Source organism: Nonomuraea sp. NPDC049378, assembly GCF_055586745.1.
In genome coordinates this window covers 717636-734530 of record NZ_JBVJHP010000001.1, presented here as the reverse complement: position 1 = coordinate 734530, position 16895 = coordinate 717636, and the positions used below count along the sequence as shown (strand labels likewise).

Sequence of the window (16895 nt, the reverse complement as noted above, 5' to 3'; positions counted from 1 at the left end):
CAAACAAGGTCCGGGGGTGTGCGGTGCGGGTTCGGGGATTCGTGGCCGGTGTGGCCATGTCGGGAATGCTGGCCGGCTGTGGCGGGCTGGCCGTGCAGTCGGCAGGCGGGGACGTCGAGAAGCCGGACTCCGCCTCGGTGTCCGAGACCCGCGACAAGCTGGCGGAGCTCGACGTCAAGGGCCGCGCCCCGAAGACCGGTTTCGACCGCGACGAGTTCGGTCCCGCCTGGTCCGACGTCGACCACAACGGCTGCGACACCCGTAACGACATTCTCAAGCGCGACCTGGAGGGCGAGACCTTCAAGCCCGGCACCCACGACTGCGTCGTCCTGACGGGCACGCTCGACGACCCGTTCAGCGGCAAGACCATCGAGTTCGAGCGCGGCCAGGACACCAGCTCGAAAGTCCAGATCGACCACCTGGTGCCGCTGTCGGACGCCTGGCAGAAGGGCGCGCAGCAGTGGTCGAAGGACAAGCGCAAGGAGTTCGCCAACGACCCGCTCAACCTGCTGGCCGTCGACGGTCCGCTGAACGGGCAGAAGAGCGACTCCGACGCCGCCACCTGGTTGCCGCCGCGCAAGGCGTACCGGTGCGCCTACGTCAGCCGGCAGATCGACGTGAAGGCCAAGTACGACGTCTGGGTGACCAAGGCGGAGAAGCAGGCCATGGAGACCATCCTCGACGGCTGCTGACCCTGTACGCACAGTCATGGTGTGCGTAGCGTCCGGCCACCGGCCGATCGTGATGAAGATGACCCGCTGAACCACGGGTGACCGGCGTCAGACGTCCAGGGGGCGCCAGGCGGGGCCGGCGCCGTCCCGGCGGACCTGCCCGAAGACCGCATCGGCGAAGTGGATGCCGAAGCCGATCGTGTCAGGCTCTTCCAGCTCGGCAACGAGACGATGACGATGTTCGGCGGACTGGGCACGGTCATGGTCGTAGAGGCAGGACCATTCGGGGTGGTCCATCTGGATCGGTGAATGCAGGGCATCGCCGAAGGCGATCAGCCGGGTTCCGCCCCCGGTGATGACGTACTGCGTGTGCCCGGCCGTGTGACCGCCGGTGATCTGGACCCGCACGCCGGGGAAGACCTCCTGCCCGTCCGTCACCGTACGCACGCGCGGTGCCAGTGCGGTGGCCTCCTCCTCGGTGATGCCCTGCGCAGACAGGTCGCGTCGGGCCCATTCCGGTTCGGCCACCACATACGTGGCCTGGGTGAACACGGGCTGGTCACCACCCGGGGCGGGATGCCAGGCCCAGCCGAGGTGATCGATGTGCAGGTGGGTGAAGGCCACCGCCTCGATCTCTTCCGGCCTGCGGCCGAGCTCGGCCAGGCTGTCCAGCAGCGCGCCACCGTGAACGGCGCCGTTCGGACCTCCCGGCTCGGCCGGCAGCGACACCGGACCCCACCCCGCATCGATCAGCAGCGCGCGGTCGCCGTTCTCCACCAGGAGACCACCGATACTCGCCACAAGATGGCCGGAGGCGTCCAGGTACTGCGGGTGGGCGGCCCAGGTCTCATCCGTGGTGTCCGGCAGCCATCTGCGCGGCCTCCCCTGGATGGCTCCGTCCGGCACGAAGGACACCCTCGTGTCGCCCAGCCATACCGAGTGGATCCCCGCCGGCCGCCGCAGTCGATCGTCCTGGTCAACCGCGGAGTTCGCCATGGTCACGGTCCCTTCTTCTGGGTCATGTCCGTCGCCGCGTCGTCGGCGACCAGGTCACCATAAGGATGGGGTGCGTGACCACGTCTCCAGAACCGCAGGCCGTCGCCGAGCGGGAGCTGTGCGGCCTGGTGAACGGACTGGCCCAGCAGATCGCCGCTCACGTGCGCGAACGCGCGGTCACCCTGGGCCTCACCTCGGCCCAGGCGACCGCGCTGCGGGAGATGACCGGACCGATGACCATGCGAGAGCTTGCCGGACGCATGAGCTGCGAGCCCTCCAACGCCACCTTCATCGTCGACAAGCTCGAAAAGCAGGGCTTGATCGAGCGCCGCGCGCACGCCACCGACCGTCGCGCCAGGCAACTCGTCCTCACCCCGGAGGGCAACGCCCTCCGTGAACGGCTCCTCGAACTCCTCGTCCAGGACTCACCACTGGCCGGCCTCACCGCGCAGCAGCAGCGCGCTCTCCAGGACCTGCTCGAACAAGCCCTCAGCCGCGCTATCCCCGGAGAACGGTGACGTGGCGGCCGGACGGTGTGGTCGCCTGTTCGAAGGAGCCGCGATCCTTCCACGGCGGGGCCTCAGGGCGCCGGTCGAAGATCACGAGTACGCCGGTGGTGAGGCTGAGCCGGTCGAGATACCCGTCGAGTTGGGCGAGGCCGTCGGGCAGCGGGTCGTCCTTGCCTGCGCGCCACACCTTCAGCTCCATGGCCTCCCGTTGCATCCGTCGTTCGCCGTCCGGACCCGGGTAGGGCCAGCGGATCAGCACGTCGAGGCGTTTGGTGCCGGCGGCGTATTCGCGGTCGAGGTGGCCGCCGCCGTTGACCAGGCGGTGCAGGAAGGCCATGAGGATGATCTGGCAGGCGGCCTCGTGATAGCCCTCCTGCTGGATGAGGACTTCACCGTGCTCGCGCCAGAACAGGACGAACTCCTGCAACAGGCGCACCATGCCGAACCGGCCATCAGGCAGGACGAAGCTGCGCGGGTCGGCCTTGACGAACCGCTCCGTACGATCACCCAGGACCCGCAGCAGGACCTCCCGGTAGATCGGGTTGGCGATCTCCAGGTCCCTGGGCCCTCGGATGAGGCCCAGATCGTGAACGTAGGAGACGTCATCGTCGAAAGACGTGTCCGTGCCCGGCCACGTTCCCGCCACGATCGGTTCGATCACCCGTTCCACCCGTGGTTCGTACAGGCGCGCCACGAGGGCGTCCAGGTGGGTGGCGCGCGCCCGGATCAGCCGCTCCTTGGCCTCGTCCACCCGGTCGACGGTGATGGCGCCGGTCACCCCCATCTCGAAGGTGATCTCGTGGGCGATGGCGTTGACCAGCCACGGCTGGCCCTGCGTCAGCTCGAACACCCGGTCCACCGCGTCCTTGGCGAACTCCTGGCCGGTGGCCCGCGTGTGCTGGCCGTACAACTCGGCGATCTGGCCGGCGGTGAAGTCGCCCAGACGCAGTGACTTGGTGACGATGTTGAACGGGCTGGTGGGATTGCACCGGCCCGGGTCGGCACCCACAGCGGTCTTGTAGTCACGGACGTCGCGTAGTCCGCACAGGATCACGGACGTGGGGAACGGGTGCCCGTCGGGCCGGGCGTTGTGACCGTCACGGAGCTGGCAGAGGAAGCTGATCAGGCTGTCGCCCTGCAGGGCGTCGATCTCGTCGAAGAACAGCACCACCCGGCGAGGGCTGCGACGGCACCACTCGCTCAGCGCGACATCGATGCGGCTGCCCGGCGTGGCCTGCGGCCAGGGGTCCGGCGGGAGCAGTTCGTCCGGCCAGCGCGACCGCTCGGCGGCCGCACGGATCGAATCCAGCAGCATCGACTCTCCCCAGCCCACGTCGTCGCGGGCCACCTTGGCGCGCTCGCAGGAGAACACCAGAGCCGCGACATCGCCTTCGGCCGTCAACTCGGACGCCAGAGTGCGCAGCGCGGTGGTCTTGCCGGTCTGCCGGGGTGCGTGGACCACGAAGTAGCGGTCCATGTCGATCAGCGCTCGCGCCTCGGGAAGCCGAGGTGTGGGCGGCAGCATGTAGTGCCGCCGGGGGTCGCACGGGCCCGCGGTGTTGAAAGATCTCGCTCGGGGTGGACGCATGGTCACATACTGTCATCGCTCCTGTCCTGAGCGGCGAGTTTCCGGATGGGAGAGCCGCGTTCACCGATGAGCGGCCAGCACCGCCGCGAGGCCTTCCCGCAGGTCCTTGACGAAATACTCGGGAATCTCCAGCGACGGGAAATGTCCCCCGGCCTCGGGCGACCTCCATCGGACGATCTGCCGGTACCGCTCCTGTGCCCAGGGGCGCGGATACTTCTCGATGTCGCGGGGATACACGCTGATCGCTGACGGGACGTCGACCCGAAGTTCGGGATCGAGCGAGTTGTGGCTTTCGTAGTAGATGCGGGCCGACGACGCGCCGGTCCGCGTCAGCCAGTACAGGGTGACGTTGTCAAGGACGCTGTCTCTGGAGATCGTCTCGAACGGGCTGTCCTCGGTATCTGACCACTCGGCGAACTTGTCAAGGATCCAGGCGAGGAGCCCGACCGGTGAGTCGACGAGCGAGTAGCCGATGGTCTGCGGTCGGGTCGCCTGCTGCTTCGCGTACGCCGCGTGGTTGCGCCAGAAATCGCGGGTTTCCTCGGTCCACCTGCGCTCGACCGCCGTCAGCCCGTCCGTCGTCAACCCGGGCGGCGCCTCCGCGAACGTCGTGTGGATGCCGAGAACGTGCGCAGGGAACCTGCCGCCGAGAACCGTGGTGATATTGCCTCCCCAGTCGCCGCCGTGGGCCAGGAACTCGGTGTAACCGAGCCTTCCCATCAGCTCCACCCATGCGGCCGCGATCTTCTCGGTTCCCCATCCGGTGGTGGCCGGCCTGTCGCTGTAACCGAAGCCCGGTAGCGACGGGACCACGACGTGGAACGCCGGCGCGGCGGCGTCTTCCGGATCTGCCAGCTCGTCCACCACATTGACGAACTCGGCAATGCTGCCGGGCCAGCCGTGCGTCAAGATCAGCGCGGTGGCGTCCGGGCGCGCGGATCGGCGGTGCAGGAAGTGGATGCCGAGATCGTCAATGGTGGTGCGGAACTGGCCGATCCGGTTGAGGCGCTCTTCGAACGGCCGCCAGTCGTACCCGGTGCGCCAGTAGTTCACGACATCGACGAGGTCGGAGAGAGGAACGCCCTGTTCCCATCGGCGAGGGCCGGGCGCGGCGCGACAGACCGTCTCGGCTTCCGGTAGCCGCGCCGCGGCCAGTCGCGCGCGCAGATCGTCGAGGTCGGCGTCAGTCGCGTGGGCTTCGAATGCTTGCACGTCGGTGGTTGGACGGGGCATGAGACCTCCTGGCCGTCGCGGAGCCGGCTGCGAACCGCTGCGAACCGGCTAAGACGGTTCTAACATGCCCTCGCGCCGGCGTGCAACCTGCTAAGGTGGTTCCATGCGTGCCGGGTTCCCTGCCTTCCGCCTCGGCAGCGTGCTGGCCACCAGCTTCACGGGGACCCTGTCGGAGCGTCATGGCAAGGCTGTGGAGCGCATTCCCACGCCCCAACGACTCGTCGACTGGCTGGCGGTGTACGACCTCGCCGTGGACTCCTGCACCACTGCCCAGCTCAACCTCGCCAGGGAGCTGAGGGAGTCGATCCACGCCGCCGCGACAGCGGCCGCGATCGGGGACGCTCTCCCCGCGCCCGCTGTCCACGTCATCAATGACCGCAGCGCTCAAGGCCGGGCGGCGGCCATCCTGACGCCCGAGGGCAAGCGGCGATGGCGGCTCAGCTCGGCTTCCTGCGTGGAAGACGCCCTCAGCGTGATCGCCGCCGACGCGATCAGCATCATCGCAGGTGAACGCGACGGCAAATTGGCCTTGTGCGCATCACTGACCTGCCGGGCCGCCTTCTTCGACACCAGCCAGAGCCGCACTCGCAAATGGTGCGACATGAACACCTGTGGTAATCGTCAGAAGAAGGCGCGCTTCACTGCCAACCAGCGAAAAGGCCTCAGCTCAACGGAGTGATCGTCACCTCGTCATCGAGACGTCCTTGCTCCGCAGGCTCCCCAGCGGGCCGAGGTCATCGTCCAGCGCCGCCTTCCAGCCGGTGTCATCGGAGCAGAGCACGCTGCGCAGGTAGGCGGTGGTGAGCCGCTGGATCAGGGCGACGCGGGCGGGATGCTCGTCGGTCGTCTCGGCGGCCTCGTACCCTGAGATGCCCCCGAGCGAGTGCTCGGCCCCGGACAGCGTGAGCAGGCTCTTGCTCCCGGGACCGTGCACGTAGAGGTCGGTGAACCAGTCGGGGCCGCGGGTGGACAGCGCGGACTGGTCCTCGTCCCCCGCGACGATGAGCGAGGGGGTGGTCATGTCGCCGAAGTACGGCCTCATGAAGGGGAAGTGCTCGGCCGCGAAAGGGGTCAGGTCGTCGCCGAGGCCCGTGAGGGCGAGCAGCACGCCCGCCTTGACCCGGGGATCGGACATGTCCTCCCCGGGCATGCCGTCGGAGCCGAGGACGCGCGCGCCCAGCAGCGTGCTCGCGCTCTGGGCTCCCCAGGAGTGGCCCGACACGGCGACGCGGCTGCGGTCGAGGCGTCCGCCGAGGCCCGGTACGGCGGCTTCGACGAGGTCGAGCCCGTCGAGGGCGCGCCTGAGGTCCTCGATGCGCAAACGCCAGATCTCCGGCGTACGGGGGTCCTCGGGCGGGAGGCCGAGCGTCCGGGAGTCGAGGTGGGTCGGCCGCAGGACCACGAACCCGTGTGCCGCCCAGTGGTCCGCCAGCGGGGCGTAGCCGTTCATCGACTGGCCGAAGCCGTGCGAGAACACGATGACAGGCAGGCCGGTGCCGGTCACGGGAGCGGACACGTGAATCTGGAGGTCCTCGCCGCGGCCAGGCGCGGGCAGGGTGACCGGCTTGACCGAGACGACCGGAGCGGGGGAGCCGGCCGCGAGGCCTGTTTCCGTCATGAGACTGATCTCTCCTTCTTGCGGTTCTTGGTGATGAGCTCGTCGGTGACCCACCGCGCGACGTTGCCGGGGTAGGGCGCCGACAGCCCGAGGACGATGTGCGTGAAGCCGGCGTCGAGCGCTTCGCCGATCGCGTCGCGGGTGACGCCGGGCTGGTCGTAGGAGACGGGCAGGTGGATGGAGCGGACGATGGAGGCGGGGTCGCGGCCGATCTCCGTGCAGTAGCGGTCGAGCAGCGCGCTGCGGCTGACGACGTCGGCGATGTCGCCGCCGGGGATGTTCCACAGGTCGGCGTGCTGGGCGACCACCCGCAGCGTCGCGGAGGAGCGCCCGCCGATGAGGATCGGCGGATGGGGGCGCTGGACGGGCTTGGGGTTGCCGTACGCTCCGGTGACCTGCACGTACGTGCCGTGGAAGTCGAACGGCTCCGTCTCGGTCCACACCCGCCGGATCACCGTGCACGCTTCCGCGAGGCTCCCGAGGGCGTGGGCGGTGTCGTGGAAGGGCAGGCCGTGGGCTTCGTACTCGCGCCGGGCCAGGGGCCAGTCGGGCCGAGAGCCGACGCCGATGCCGAAGTCGAGCCGTCCGCCGGAGACGACGTCGACGGTTGCGGCGATCTTGGCCAGGTGTGCGGGCGGCCGGATGCGGTTGCTGGTCACCATCACGCCGAGCCGTAGTCGCCGGGTCTGCGCGGCGAGGGCGCACAGCAGGGTCCAGCCTTCGTAGACCGGCCCGCGGGGGTCACCGAAGATGGGCAGGAGGTGGTCGAACAACCACGCGTGTTCGATCTCCGGGATCGTGTCCGCCTCCTGCCAGACCTGCAGGACGTCGCGGTAGTCGACCTGCGAGGGGGCGGTCATGATCCCGAAGCTGGGCCGGGTGGTGTGCGGCATCTGGGCACTGCTCCCTTCGTGCGCGCCGCGCTGACGGGCACGCCGCTGAGAGGTGAACGGAACATGTTTTCGGTGCATGCTGGAGCCGTTCGTCGCGGTCGGCCCGATGGGCGCATGTCCGGTCGGCCTCGCACCTGAGGCTCTGCGGCAGATGCGGAGTTTGGCCGTCCGGGCGGCGCTCTGGCATCATGGGATAAACGGAATCTGGTTCCAGCTACGATACGGATCGTCGTTCCGTTTTGCAAGTCGGTATGGAGGGAAACAGCGCGGTGAACGACGGAGGCGCGGGGCGTGCGGCGCCCCGGAAGCGGGCCGATGCCCGGCGCAACGAGAGGACGCTGCTCGACGCCGCCGCGGCCGTCTTCGTGACCTCGGGCGTCGAGGCGCCGGTGCGCGACATCGCGGCCAGGGCGGGAGTCGGGGTGGCCACGATCTACCGGCACTTCCCGACCAGGGCCGATCTCATCATCGCCGTCTACCGGCACCAGGTCGAGGCCTGCGCCGAGGCCGGCCCCGCCCTGCTGGAGAGTGCGGCCAGCCCCTACGACGCGTTGCGACGATGGATCGACCAGTTCGTCGACTTCCTGGTCACCAAGCACGGGCTCGCCGCCGTGCTGCAGTCGGACAACGCCGGCTTCGACACGCTGCACGCGTACTTTCTGGACCGTCTCGTGCCCGTCTGCACCCAGCTGCTCGACGCGGCGGCTACCGCCGGTGAGATCCGGACGGACGTCAACGCCCTCGAGCTCATGCGCGGCGTCGGCAACCTCTGCATCGGCGCGGACAACGATCCCCGCTACGACGCGCGGCGAATGGTCGCCCTCCTCATCGGAGGACTCCGCCCAGAAAAATAGGAGAACGCCGGGCCACGTGGCCCGGCGTTCCTCACGAGATCCGGATCAGTCGTCGTCGTTGTCGTCGTCGTCCTTGTCCGCCCGTTCCGTCTCGTTCTTGGTGACCTTGCCCGTGGCGGCGTCGATCTTCAGCTCGTGCCGCTGCGACCCCTTGGTCAGCTCGATCTCCCACACGTCCGCCCGCGTGCCCTGGGAGTCGAAGTCGAGCTCGCTCACCCAGGCGCCCGCCACCTGCTTGTGCGCGATCTCGATGGCCTGCTCCGCCGTGACCTTCGGGGCCGGCGCGGCGGCGGTGGTGGCGGCGACGGCCGCGCCTCCGCTCGCGACGAGCGCGACGACCCCGGCACCGGCAACGATGAACTTCTTCGTGATTCGCATGACTCCACGGAACCGCGATCGCCGCTAATCGCGCGCTAAGCCGCAGTTAAGACCGGGCTGAGCTCTGCGGACCCGTCAGGACGACCTCCACGCGCGCGCCGCCCCCCGCGGACGTGGAGACGGTCAGGCCGCCGCCCGACGACTCGGCGGTGCGGCGGGCGATGTCGAGGCCGAGCCCGGTCGAGCCGCCTCCGCTGGTGCCGCGCTCCAGCAGCGCCGGGTCGAGGCCGGTGCCGGAGTCCTCGACCACGAGCAGGGCCCCGGCGCCGTGCGGCCCGAGGCGCACCGCCATGGGAACCCCTTCGGGGGTGTGCGCGAAGACGTTGCCGAGCAGCGCGTCCACGCAGGCGGCGAGCTCCTCGGCGCCCACCGCCACCGGCAGCGGGGCGTCGGGCAGCGCGAGCGACACGTCCCGCCCCTGGTCCTCGGCCAGCACCGACCAGAACCGCACCCGCTCGCTCACCACCGCCGCCGCGTCGCAGGCGTCGCGCCCGGCCGAGCGCCGCCGCGCGTCCGTGATGACCGCGCTCACCGCGCGCTGGAGCGCGTCGACCCGGCTCTGCACACGCGCCCTCTCCTCCGGGTCGCGCAGCGACTCCGCGTCCAGCCGCAGGCCTGTCAGAGGGGTACGCAGCCGGTGCGAGAGGTCCGCCACCGACTCCCGCTCCGCCGCGAGCAGGTCGTCGATCCGTCCCGCGAGATGGTTGAGCGCCAGGGCCACGGAGCGCACCTCGGGGGGACCGCCGAGCTCCGCCCTGGCGGACAGGTCGCCGCCGGCCAGCCGGTGCGAGACCCGGGCAAGCCCGTCCACGGGCCGCGTCACGGCCAGCGCCAGCCGGTCGGCCAGCACGATGCCCAGCACGACCAGGGCGAGCCCGAGCACGAACAGCGCCAGCCACGCCTCCCGCACCCCCTTGGTCAGCTCGGCGTCCGGCACGAACACCCTGATCACGGCGTTGCCCTCAGGCGTCTGCGCCGAGACCAGCACCTCCCTGCCCCCGCGGGCCGCGGCGGTGACGCTGCGTCCCGTCGAGGCCAGGCGTACGGCGTCGGAGCGGGGCGCGGGCCCGCCCACCGTGCCGCCGCCGGGCAGGAACACGGTCACGGGCCGCCCCGCCTGCTGCACGGCCAGCGTCAGGTCGGGCGTGCCCACGTTCACCGCCACGTATTCGGCCGCGGCGGTGGCCCTGCTCATGGCGCCGTTCTCGGCCACGGCGCGGATCAGCAGCGCCATCGGCACCAGCAGCGCGATCAGCACGAGAGACGTGGTCGCGGCGACCAGCAGCGCGAGCCACCGCCTCATGACGGCCCGACCAGCTTGACGCCGACGCCGCGCACCGTGTGCAGGTAGCGGGGCTCGGACGCGGTCTCGCCGAGCTTCCTGCGCAGCCACGACAGGTGCACGTCCACGGTCTTGTCGGCCCCGCCGTAGGGGAGTTGCCACACCTCCGTCAGCAGCTCCCGCTTGGTGACCACCTCGCCCGGCCGCGCGGCGAGATAGTGCAGGACGTCGAACTCGCGCGGCGTCAGGTCGAGCGCGGCACCGTCCAGCGTGGCCGTCCGCGCCCGCGGATCCACCCGCAGGGCTCCCACCGCCAGCGGCTCCGGCGCGGAGTCCCTGCCCGAGCGCCGCAGCACGGCCCTGACCCGGGCGTCCAGCTGCGCCGCGCTGTACGGCTTGACCACGTAGTCGTCGGCGCCCGCGTCCAGCACCGGCACCATCTCCGCGTCGCCGTCGCGGGCCGTCGCCACGATGACCGGCACCCGGCTGACCGCCCGCAGCATGCGCAGCAGCTCCACCCCGTCGAGGTCGGGCAGCCCGAGGTCGAGGACGATCAGGTCGGGACGGTCCTGTACGGCCAGCCGCAGCCCGTCCAGCGCCGTCGGCGAGGAGGAGACGGCGTGGCCGAGCTCGCGCAGCCCGCGGCTGAGCGCCGTGCGGATCGCCACGTCGTCCTCGATGAGCAGGATGTCAGCCATGTACATGAACGTAGACCCTCGATGGCGATGGCTCGGGCCGCGTTAAGGTCGCCTTAACCCGGTCTTAGCCGTAGAGGGGGGAGGCTGGGAGCCGATGAAGAGACTCGTCCTGGCCTGGGCCGCCACCGCCGTCGCCGCCACCGGCGCGGGCGTGGCGGTGCTCGGCCTGCTCGGCAACGGCCTCACCGGCGCCTCCAGCCACGTGCTCAGCGAGCCGGAGGTGCGTGCGGCCCTGGCCACCGCGACCTCGCGCGCGATCGCGACGCCGACGGGCTCGCCCGCGAGGCCCCGGCAGGAGAAGCTGATCCGCAGCGCCGGCGGGACCGTGGTCGCCTCCTGCGACGGCGACCGGGTGACGCTGCGCTCGTGGAGCCCCGCCCAGGGTTACGCGGTGGACGGCGTCGAGCCGGGGCCCGCCCGCGAGACGAAGGTGGAGTTCGAGCCGGAGGAGGGCGACGAGATCGAGCTCACGATCGCCTGCTCGGGCGGCCGGCCCGCCGCCCGCCCCACGTCGTAGCCAGGCCGGTCAGCGGCTCCCGCGCACCTGCAACGCCCCCAGCAGCTCCTCTGACGCCCTGGTGATGGTCTCGACGGCCCGGTCGAACGCCTCCACGTTGTGCGCGGCGGGTGCTCGGAAGCCGGAGATCTTCCTGACGTACTGCAGCGCCGCCGCGCGTACGTCCTCCTCGGTCACGCTCTCGGTGTAAGGGGGACGGAGGGTCTTGATGCTTCTGCACATGCCTCAACGGTAATAGCCCATGCGCTGGCTTATCTCCCGCGCGCCCTCCACCAGCAGCTCGCCCACCTCGGGCAGCCGGTCAGGCGTCAGCCGGTAGGAGGGGGCGGAGACGCTGACGGCGGCCACGACGGAGCCGTCGTTGCCCCTGATCGGCGCGGCGACGGCGTTGAGCCCGACCTCGAGCTCCTCCACGGCCGCGGCCCAGCCGCGCTCCCTGATGGCGGCGAGCTCCAGGTCGTCCTCGGAGGTGATCGTCCTGGGGGTGTAGTGGTCGAGCTCGTCGGGCATGCGCAGGGCGCCGAAGGCCAGCAGCACCTTGCCGCTGGAACTGGCGTGAGCGGGGGTGCTCTGCCCGACCCAGTTGTGCCCGCTGATGGCGGCGGGGCCGCGGATCTGGGTGAGGTTGACCGCGTCGCCGTCCTGCGGGACCGCGATGTTGACGGTCTCGCCGATCTCCTCGGCCAGGCGCAGGCACACGTCTCTGCCCTCGCGCGACAGGTCGAGCTGGGCCGTGGCCGCGCCGGCCAGGCGCACCACCCCGAATCCGAGCTGGTAGCGGCCGCGGTCGCTGCTCTGCTCCACCAGACCGCCCTGCTCGAGAGCGGCGAGTAACCGGAACGCCGTGGACTTGTGCACGTCGAGCTCCGTCGCGAGGTCCGTCACTCGGGTCGAACCCTCACGAGCGAGGATTTCCAGGATGGCGATGGCCCGATCTACTGATTGTACGGTCGCGGTGTTGCTCATACCGCAACAGCATACTTCGCCGCACGGAGCTTCTCACGGGGATCTTCGTGGCCGGTGAGGGGGAATCGCCGCGTTGTCGCACGTCAGGAGGGCCGGAAAAAGTAATTGACTACTCAACTTCCGCCGGCCACCGGGCTGAGCTCATTCCCGAAGTCGAGCGCGATCTTACGCATGCCCTCCGCCAGCTCGTCGCGGTCGAGCCCGTCGATGCGTTCCGCGGGGCCCGACACCGACATCGCGGCCACCACCCGGTCGCCGTCCCAGACGGGCACGGCCAGGCAGTGCACGCCCAGCTCCTCCTCGCCCAGGTCCATGGCGTAGCCGCACGACCTGACCCGTTCGAGCTCGGCGAGCATGGCGGTCAGCTCGGTGATCGTGTTGGGGGTGCGCCGCGGCATGCCGGTGCGCTCGAACACGGCGACCGCCTCGGAGGCCGGCCGCCCGGCCAGCAGCACCTTGCCCACCGCCGTGCTGTGCGGCAGCACCCGCCTGCCGACCTCGGCGAACATCCGCAGCCTGCGCGGCGAGGGCGCCTGGGCGACGTAGACGATGAAGTCGCCTTCGAGCACGGCCAGGTTGGCGGTCTCGCCGGACAGCTCGACCATCTTGCCGAGGTACGGCTGCGCCCACACCCCGACCATGCTCTCCGCGATGCCGCCCAGGCGTACGAGCCCGCCGCCGAGCGCGTAGCGGCGGTCGGACTCCTGGCGTACATAGCCGCGGGCGAGCAGCGTCCGCAGCAGCCGGTGGATGGTGCCGTACGGCAGGCCCGTCCTGGCGGCGATCTCCGACAGGCCCGCCTCACCCCCGTGCTCGGCCAGCGCCTCCAGCACGTCGAGCGCCCGCTCGACCGACTGGACGCTCATAGGCGCACACCGCGGAGCGAGGCGTCGAGCACCTCGGCCGTGTGAGCCACCCTGATCTCCTCGCCGGCCCGCCGCATGGCGGCCGCGATCTGCATGGTGCAGCCGGGGTTGGCGGAGACCAGCAGGCCGGCGCCCGTCGTGCCGACCGCACGCGCCTTCCTGTCGCCGAGGTCGCGGGCGGCCTGCGGCTGCAGGATGTTGTACGTGCCCGCGGACCCGCAGCAGATGGCCGACTCGGGGATCTCGCGCAGCTCCAGGTCGGGAATGCCGCGCAGCAGCTCGCGCGGCTGGTCGCGGATGCCCTGGGCGTGGGCCAGGTGGCAGGCGTCGTGGTAGGCGACGGTGAGCGGCAGCGGGTGCCGCTTGGCCACGGGGCCCAGCTCGGCGAGATATTCGGACAGGTCGGCGACCTTGAACCGGGGCTCGCGGCCGAGCAGCTCGGCATATTCCTTCATGGAGGAGCCGCATCCGGCCGCGTTGACCACGACGGTGTCGACGCCTGCCTTCTCGAACGTCCTGACCGTGCGGCGGGCGAGCCTCCTGGCCTGCTCGGCGCGCCCGGAGTGCACGCTGAGCGCGCCGCAGCAGCCCTGGCCCCGCGGGATGACCACGTCGCAGCCCTCCAGCGCGAGCACGCGCGCGGTCGCCGCGTTGACCTGGGGGAAGAACTCTCCCTGCACGCACCCGGTGAGCATGCCGACCACGGCCCTGCGCTCTCCTCTGGCCCTCACGACGCGCGGCATGCGCTGGCGGTGCTCGACCCGCGGCGCCAGCCCGGCCATGGATCCGAGGCCGGGGTGCACCCGGGCCAGGAACGGCGCCATCCGCCCGGCCAGCCACATCGTGGGGCGCAGCAGCCGCAGCCTGCGCGGGTAGGGGAAGAGGCTGAACACGATCTCGCGCACGGCCCGGTCCTCCGGCTCGCGCACGTGCTCCCGCTCGACCACGGCCCTGGTCTGCTCGATCAGCCGGTCGTACCGGACTCCGGACGGGCACGCCGTGACGCACGCCATGCATCCCAGGCAGGCGTCGAAGTGCCCGGCCATCTCCGGGGTGATGGGCGTGCCCTCGACGTGCTGCTGCATCAGGTGGATCCGCCCGCGCGGCGAGTCCATCTCCTCGCCCCACAACGCGTACGTCGGGCACGTCGGCAGGCAGAACCCGCAGTGCACGCAGTCGTTGATCAGCTCAGGATCCACGCTAGATCCCTCCCACGAACCGGCCGGGGGACATCCTGCGCCCGGGATCGAACCGTTCCTTCACCCGCCGCATCAGCGGCAACGTGCTCACCTGCCCCCACCTGTCGACCCCTTCGTACGGCGAGGCGGGAACGGTCAGCCGCCCGCCCAGCGCCTCGATCCGCGCCCTGAGCCGGTCGACGGCGGCCGTCAGCTCCTCCTCGGAGACGTCGCCCCAGAGCTCCAGATAGGCCTGTCCCGTGACCGGCGAGCCGCGGAAGGAGAACCCGCTCTCGCCTGCCGCGGCCAGCGTCTCGACCGTGCGCGCGGGTGGGAAGCGCACCTCCAGCAGCACGTCGTCCGTGAGGATCAGCCCCCACCAGTCCGGTGGCCCGGCCGTGATCGTGCCGTCGCCGAGCACGTCGCGCAGGGCCTCCGCCCGCTGCCCGGCGGCCGACCCCTCCACCAGCACCGCGATCGTCGCGTACCGGCCGTCAAGGCAGTCGATGTCCACGGCGGAGGGCTCGGCCTGGGAGGCGGCCAGGCGCCGCAGCGTCTCGCCGGTGAGGTCGGCGACCTTCGTGCCGGTCACGATCCAGAGCCGCTCAGCGGGCAGCGGGTGCAGGCGGAAGGTCGCCTCGGCGATCACGCCGAGTGTGCCGCGGGAACCGGTGAAGAGCTTGCCGAGGTCGTAGCCGGCGACGTTCTTGACCACCTTGCCGCCCGACTTCGCGACGGTGCCGTCGGGCAGCACGACGGTGATGCCGATGAGCAGGTCGCGGGCGGTGCCGTAGCGGAAGGCGCGCGGGCCCGCGGTCGCGGTGGCGAGCGTGCCGCCGACCGTCGTGTGCTCCGCGAACGGCGGGTCGAGCGCCAGTTCCTGCCCCTTGTCCGCGAGCGCGGCGGCCAGGGCGTCCATGGTGACGCCCGCCTGCGCGCGCACCACGAGGTCGCCCGCCGCGTGCTCGATGATCTCGTTCATGCAGCACATGTCGAGCAGCACGTCGCACCGCTCGGGCGGGTGTCCCCAGTGCAGCTTGGTGCCGCCGCCCGCGGGCACCACCGCGAGGTCCTGCTCCGTGCAGGCCCGCAGCACCGCCGAGATCTCCTCCACCGTCTCGGGCAGGGCCACCCAGCGCGGGACCACGCCGCTCACGGCGTCCTTCTCGCCGGCCCGCCTGACCGTCACGCCGGTCGCCGCCAGGGTCATCAGAACTGCTCCGCCTTCCCCGACTCGACCAGCGGGTGCACGCCCTTGCGCACGCCCGGCACCTCGCCGCACAGCCGCGGCGTGGGGAACACCTTGCCCGGGTTGGCCAGGCCCCGCGGGTCGAACGCGCACCGGACGAGCTGCATGGTGTCCAGGTCGTCCTCGCTGAACATCCTCGGCATATAGCGTGATTTGTCGACACCGACTCCGTGCTCGCCCGTGATCGAGCCGCCGTGCTCGATGCACAGGTCGAGGATCGCGCCGGAGACCACCTCGGCCCGCTCGCCCGCGCCAGGCTCCGCGTCGTCGAACAACACCAGCGGGTGCAGGTTGCCGTCGCCCGCGTGGAAGACGTTGGCCACCTTGATCCGGTGCTCGGCCGAGAGCCGGTCGATGGCGGCCAGCACGCCGGGCAGCGACGTGCGCGGGACCACGCCGTCCTGGACGATGTAGGCCGGGCTGATGCGCCCCACGGCCGCGAACGCCGACTTGCGGCCCTTCCAGATCGCCGCCCGCTCGGCGGGATCGGCCGCCACGCGCAGCTCGAACGCGCCCGAGCAGATCTCCCTGAGCTGGGCGAACTGCCGCTCCACCTCCGCGGCGGGCCCGTCGAGCTCCACGATGAGCACGGCGCCCGCGCCCTCGGGATAGGCGCAGGCCACCGCCGCCTCGGCCGCCTCGATGGCCAGCGCGTCCATCATCTCGATCGCGGCCGGCACGATGCCCGCCCCGATGATCGCCGAGACGGCCTCGCCGCCCTGCTCGATGCTCTCGAACGCGGCCAGCACCGTGGTCACCGACTCGGGCGCGCGGCAGAGGCGTACCGTGATCTTGGTGGCGATGCCGAGCGTGCCCTCCGAGCCGACGAACGCCCCCAGCAGGTCATAGCCGGGGTCCATGCGGTCGAGCGTCACCAGGTCGCCGTCGGGGGTGACGATCTCGCAGGCCTCGACGTGGTTGACGGTGAAGCCGTACTTCAGGCAGTGGGCGCCGCCGGAGTTCTCCGCGACGTTGCCGCCGATCGAGCAGATCTGCTGGCTGGAGGGGTCGGGGGCGTAATAGTAGCCCTGGTCGCGCACGGCCTCGGTGATCGCCAGGTTGGTGACGCCCGGCTCGACCACCGCCCTGCGGTTGGCGAGGTCGACCTCCAGGATCGCGCGCATCTTCGAGGTGACGATGAGCACGCCGTCCTCGCGGGGGAGCGCGCCCCCCGACAGGCCGGTGCCCGAGCCCCTGGCCACGAAGGGCACGCCGAAGTCGTTGCACAGGCGCACCACGCGGGCGACCTGCTGGGCCGTGCCGGGCAGCACGACGACGCCGGGGGTCGCCCGGTGGTAGGTCAGGCCGTCGCACTCGTACGTGCGCAGGCGTACGGGATCGGTGATCACCGAGTCGTGGGGCAGCAGCGACCGCAGCGCCGCTATCAGCGTTTCCATCA

At 70.9% G+C, this 16895-nt stretch carries 19 protein-coding genes; 5 read left to right on the top strand and 14 right to left on the bottom strand.

Annotation, left to right across the window (positions count from 1 at the left end; all coding sequences use genetic code 11):
• The first annotated feature begins 23 nt into the window (after positions 1–23).
• Entirely contained in the window at positions 24–692 is a 669-nt protein-coding gene (locus ACZ6SA_RS03340; protein ID WP_465826395.1) for an HNH endonuclease family protein, read from the top strand.
• Between the two features lie 87 nt (positions 693–779).
• Here ACZ6SA_RS03340 and ACZ6SA_RS03335 read toward each other — a convergent pair whose 3' ends face one another.
• Positions 780–1667 carry an MBL fold metallo-hydrolase gene (locus tag ACZ6SA_RS03335; RefSeq protein WP_465826637.1) on the bottom strand — a complete coding sequence of 296 codons (888 nt, stop codon included), beginning with the start codon at positions 1665–1667 and terminating at the stop codon, positions 780–782.
• Between the two features lie 74 nt (positions 1668–1741).
• Between ACZ6SA_RS03335 and ACZ6SA_RS03330 the strand changes: the two genes are divergently transcribed.
• Positions 1742–2185, top strand: a complete 444-nt coding sequence (locus ACZ6SA_RS03330; protein ID WP_465826393.1) for a MarR family winged helix-turn-helix transcriptional regulator — start codon at positions 1742–1744, stop codon at positions 2183–2185.
• Here the strand turns inward: ACZ6SA_RS03330 and ACZ6SA_RS03325 are convergent.
• The gene (locus ACZ6SA_RS03325) at positions 2166–3764 is read right to left on the bottom strand and encodes an AAA family ATPase (RefSeq protein ID WP_465826391.1); all 1599 of its coding nucleotides are present in this window, start codon (positions 3762–3764) and stop codon (positions 2166–2168) included. The two genes, ACZ6SA_RS03330 and ACZ6SA_RS03325, sit on opposite strands and share 20 nt — an antisense overlap.
• Positions 3765–3824: 60 nt before the next feature.
• Complete coding sequence (locus tag ACZ6SA_RS03320) at positions 3825–4997, bottom strand: epoxide hydrolase family protein (RefSeq protein WP_465826390.1); 1173 nt, start codon at positions 4995–4997, stop codon at positions 3825–3827.
• A gap of 103 nt (positions 4998–5100) precedes the next feature.
• Here ACZ6SA_RS03320 and ACZ6SA_RS03315 point away from each other — a divergent pair, with 103 nt between their 5' ends.
• Entirely contained in the window at positions 5101–5676 is a 576-nt protein-coding gene (locus tag ACZ6SA_RS03315) for a CGNR zinc finger domain-containing protein (protein WP_465826388.1), read from the top strand.
• A gap of 3 nt (positions 5677–5679) precedes the next feature.
• Here the strand turns inward: ACZ6SA_RS03315 and ACZ6SA_RS03310 are convergent, their stop codons facing one another.
• Both ACZ6SA_RS03310 and ACZ6SA_RS03305 read right to left on the bottom strand, forming a co-directional pair.
• The gene (locus tag ACZ6SA_RS03310; protein WP_465826386.1) at positions 5680–6615 is read right to left on the bottom strand and encodes an alpha/beta hydrolase family protein; all 936 of its coding nucleotides are present in this window, start codon (positions 6613–6615) and stop codon (positions 5680–5682) included.
• Positions 6612–7508, bottom strand: coding sequence for an LLM class flavin-dependent oxidoreductase (locus tag ACZ6SA_RS03305; RefSeq protein WP_347641650.1), 897 nt, complete (start codon positions 7506–7508; stop codon positions 6612–6614). Before ACZ6SA_RS03305 ends, ACZ6SA_RS03310 begins: the two co-directional genes overlap by 4 nt.
• Positions 7509–7777: 269 nt before the next feature.
• Between ACZ6SA_RS03305 and ACZ6SA_RS03300 the strand changes: the two genes are divergently transcribed.
• On the top strand, positions 7778–8362 hold the full coding sequence (locus ACZ6SA_RS03300) for a TetR/AcrR family transcriptional regulator (RefSeq protein ID WP_443150261.1): 585 nt from the start codon (positions 7778–7780) through the stop codon (positions 8360–8362).
• Positions 8363–8407: 45 nt separating this feature from the next.
• On the opposite strand, the gene ACZ6SA_RS03295 is transcribed toward ACZ6SA_RS03300, so the two are convergent.
• The 3 genes from ACZ6SA_RS03295 to ACZ6SA_RS03285 are packed head-to-tail and all read right to left on the bottom strand — an operon-like array spanning position 8408 to position 10720.
• Entirely contained in the window at positions 8408–8740 is a 333-nt protein-coding gene (locus ACZ6SA_RS03295; protein WP_465826385.1) for a PepSY domain-containing protein, read from the bottom strand.
• A 46-nt stretch (positions 8741–8786) separates the two neighbouring features.
• Positions 8787–10043, bottom strand: a complete 1257-nt coding sequence (locus ACZ6SA_RS03290) for a sensor histidine kinase (protein WP_465826383.1) — start codon at positions 10041–10043, stop codon at positions 8787–8789.
• Entirely contained in the window at positions 10040–10720 is a 681-nt protein-coding gene (locus tag ACZ6SA_RS03285) for a response regulator transcription factor (protein WP_465826382.1), read from the bottom strand. Before ACZ6SA_RS03285 ends, ACZ6SA_RS03290 begins: the two co-directional genes overlap by 4 nt.
• 94 nt (positions 10721–10814) lie before the next feature.
• Here ACZ6SA_RS03285 and ACZ6SA_RS03280 point away from each other — a divergent pair, with 94 nt between their 5' ends.
• Positions 10815–11237, top strand: a complete 423-nt coding sequence (locus ACZ6SA_RS03280) for a hypothetical protein (RefSeq protein ID WP_465826380.1) — start codon at positions 10815–10817, stop codon at positions 11235–11237.
• Positions 11238–11246: 9 nt separating this feature from the next.
• On the opposite strand, the gene ACZ6SA_RS03275 is transcribed toward ACZ6SA_RS03280, so the two are convergent.
• The 6 genes from ACZ6SA_RS03275 to ACZ6SA_RS03250 form a co-directional block, all read right to left on the bottom strand.
• Positions 11247–11459 carry a DUF2277 domain-containing protein gene (locus ACZ6SA_RS03275; RefSeq protein WP_465826379.1) on the bottom strand — a complete coding sequence of 71 codons (213 nt, stop codon included), beginning with the start codon at positions 11457–11459 and terminating at the stop codon, positions 11247–11249.
• A 3-nt stretch (positions 11460–11462) separates the two neighbouring features.
• Positions 11463–12203 carry an IclR family transcriptional regulator gene (locus ACZ6SA_RS03270; protein WP_443150266.1) on the bottom strand — a complete coding sequence of 247 codons (741 nt, stop codon included), beginning with the start codon at positions 12201–12203 and terminating at the stop codon, positions 11463–11465.
• Between the two features lie 113 nt (positions 12204–12316).
• Positions 12317–13069, bottom strand: coding sequence for an IclR family transcriptional regulator (locus ACZ6SA_RS03265; RefSeq protein ID WP_465826377.1), 753 nt, complete (start codon positions 13067–13069; stop codon positions 12317–12319).
• Complete coding sequence (locus tag ACZ6SA_RS03260) at positions 13066–14268, bottom strand: (Fe-S)-binding protein (protein ID WP_443150268.1); 1203 nt, start codon at positions 14266–14268, stop codon at positions 13066–13068. The genes ACZ6SA_RS03265 and ACZ6SA_RS03260 overlap by 4 nt, the downstream gene beginning before the upstream one ends.
• Before the next feature lies 1 nt (position 14269).
• Positions 14270–15457, bottom strand: a complete 1188-nt coding sequence (locus tag ACZ6SA_RS03255) for an FAD-binding oxidoreductase (protein WP_465826375.1) — start codon at positions 15455–15457, stop codon at positions 14270–14272.
• Positions 15457–16893 (bottom strand): FAD-linked oxidase C-terminal domain-containing protein, encoded by a 1437-nt coding sequence (locus ACZ6SA_RS03250; RefSeq protein ID WP_347641660.1) that lies wholly within the window; start codon positions 16891–16893, stop codon positions 15457–15459. The genes ACZ6SA_RS03255 and ACZ6SA_RS03250 overlap by 1 nt, the downstream gene beginning before the upstream one ends.
• Between the last annotated feature and the right edge of the window lie 2 nt (positions 16894–16895).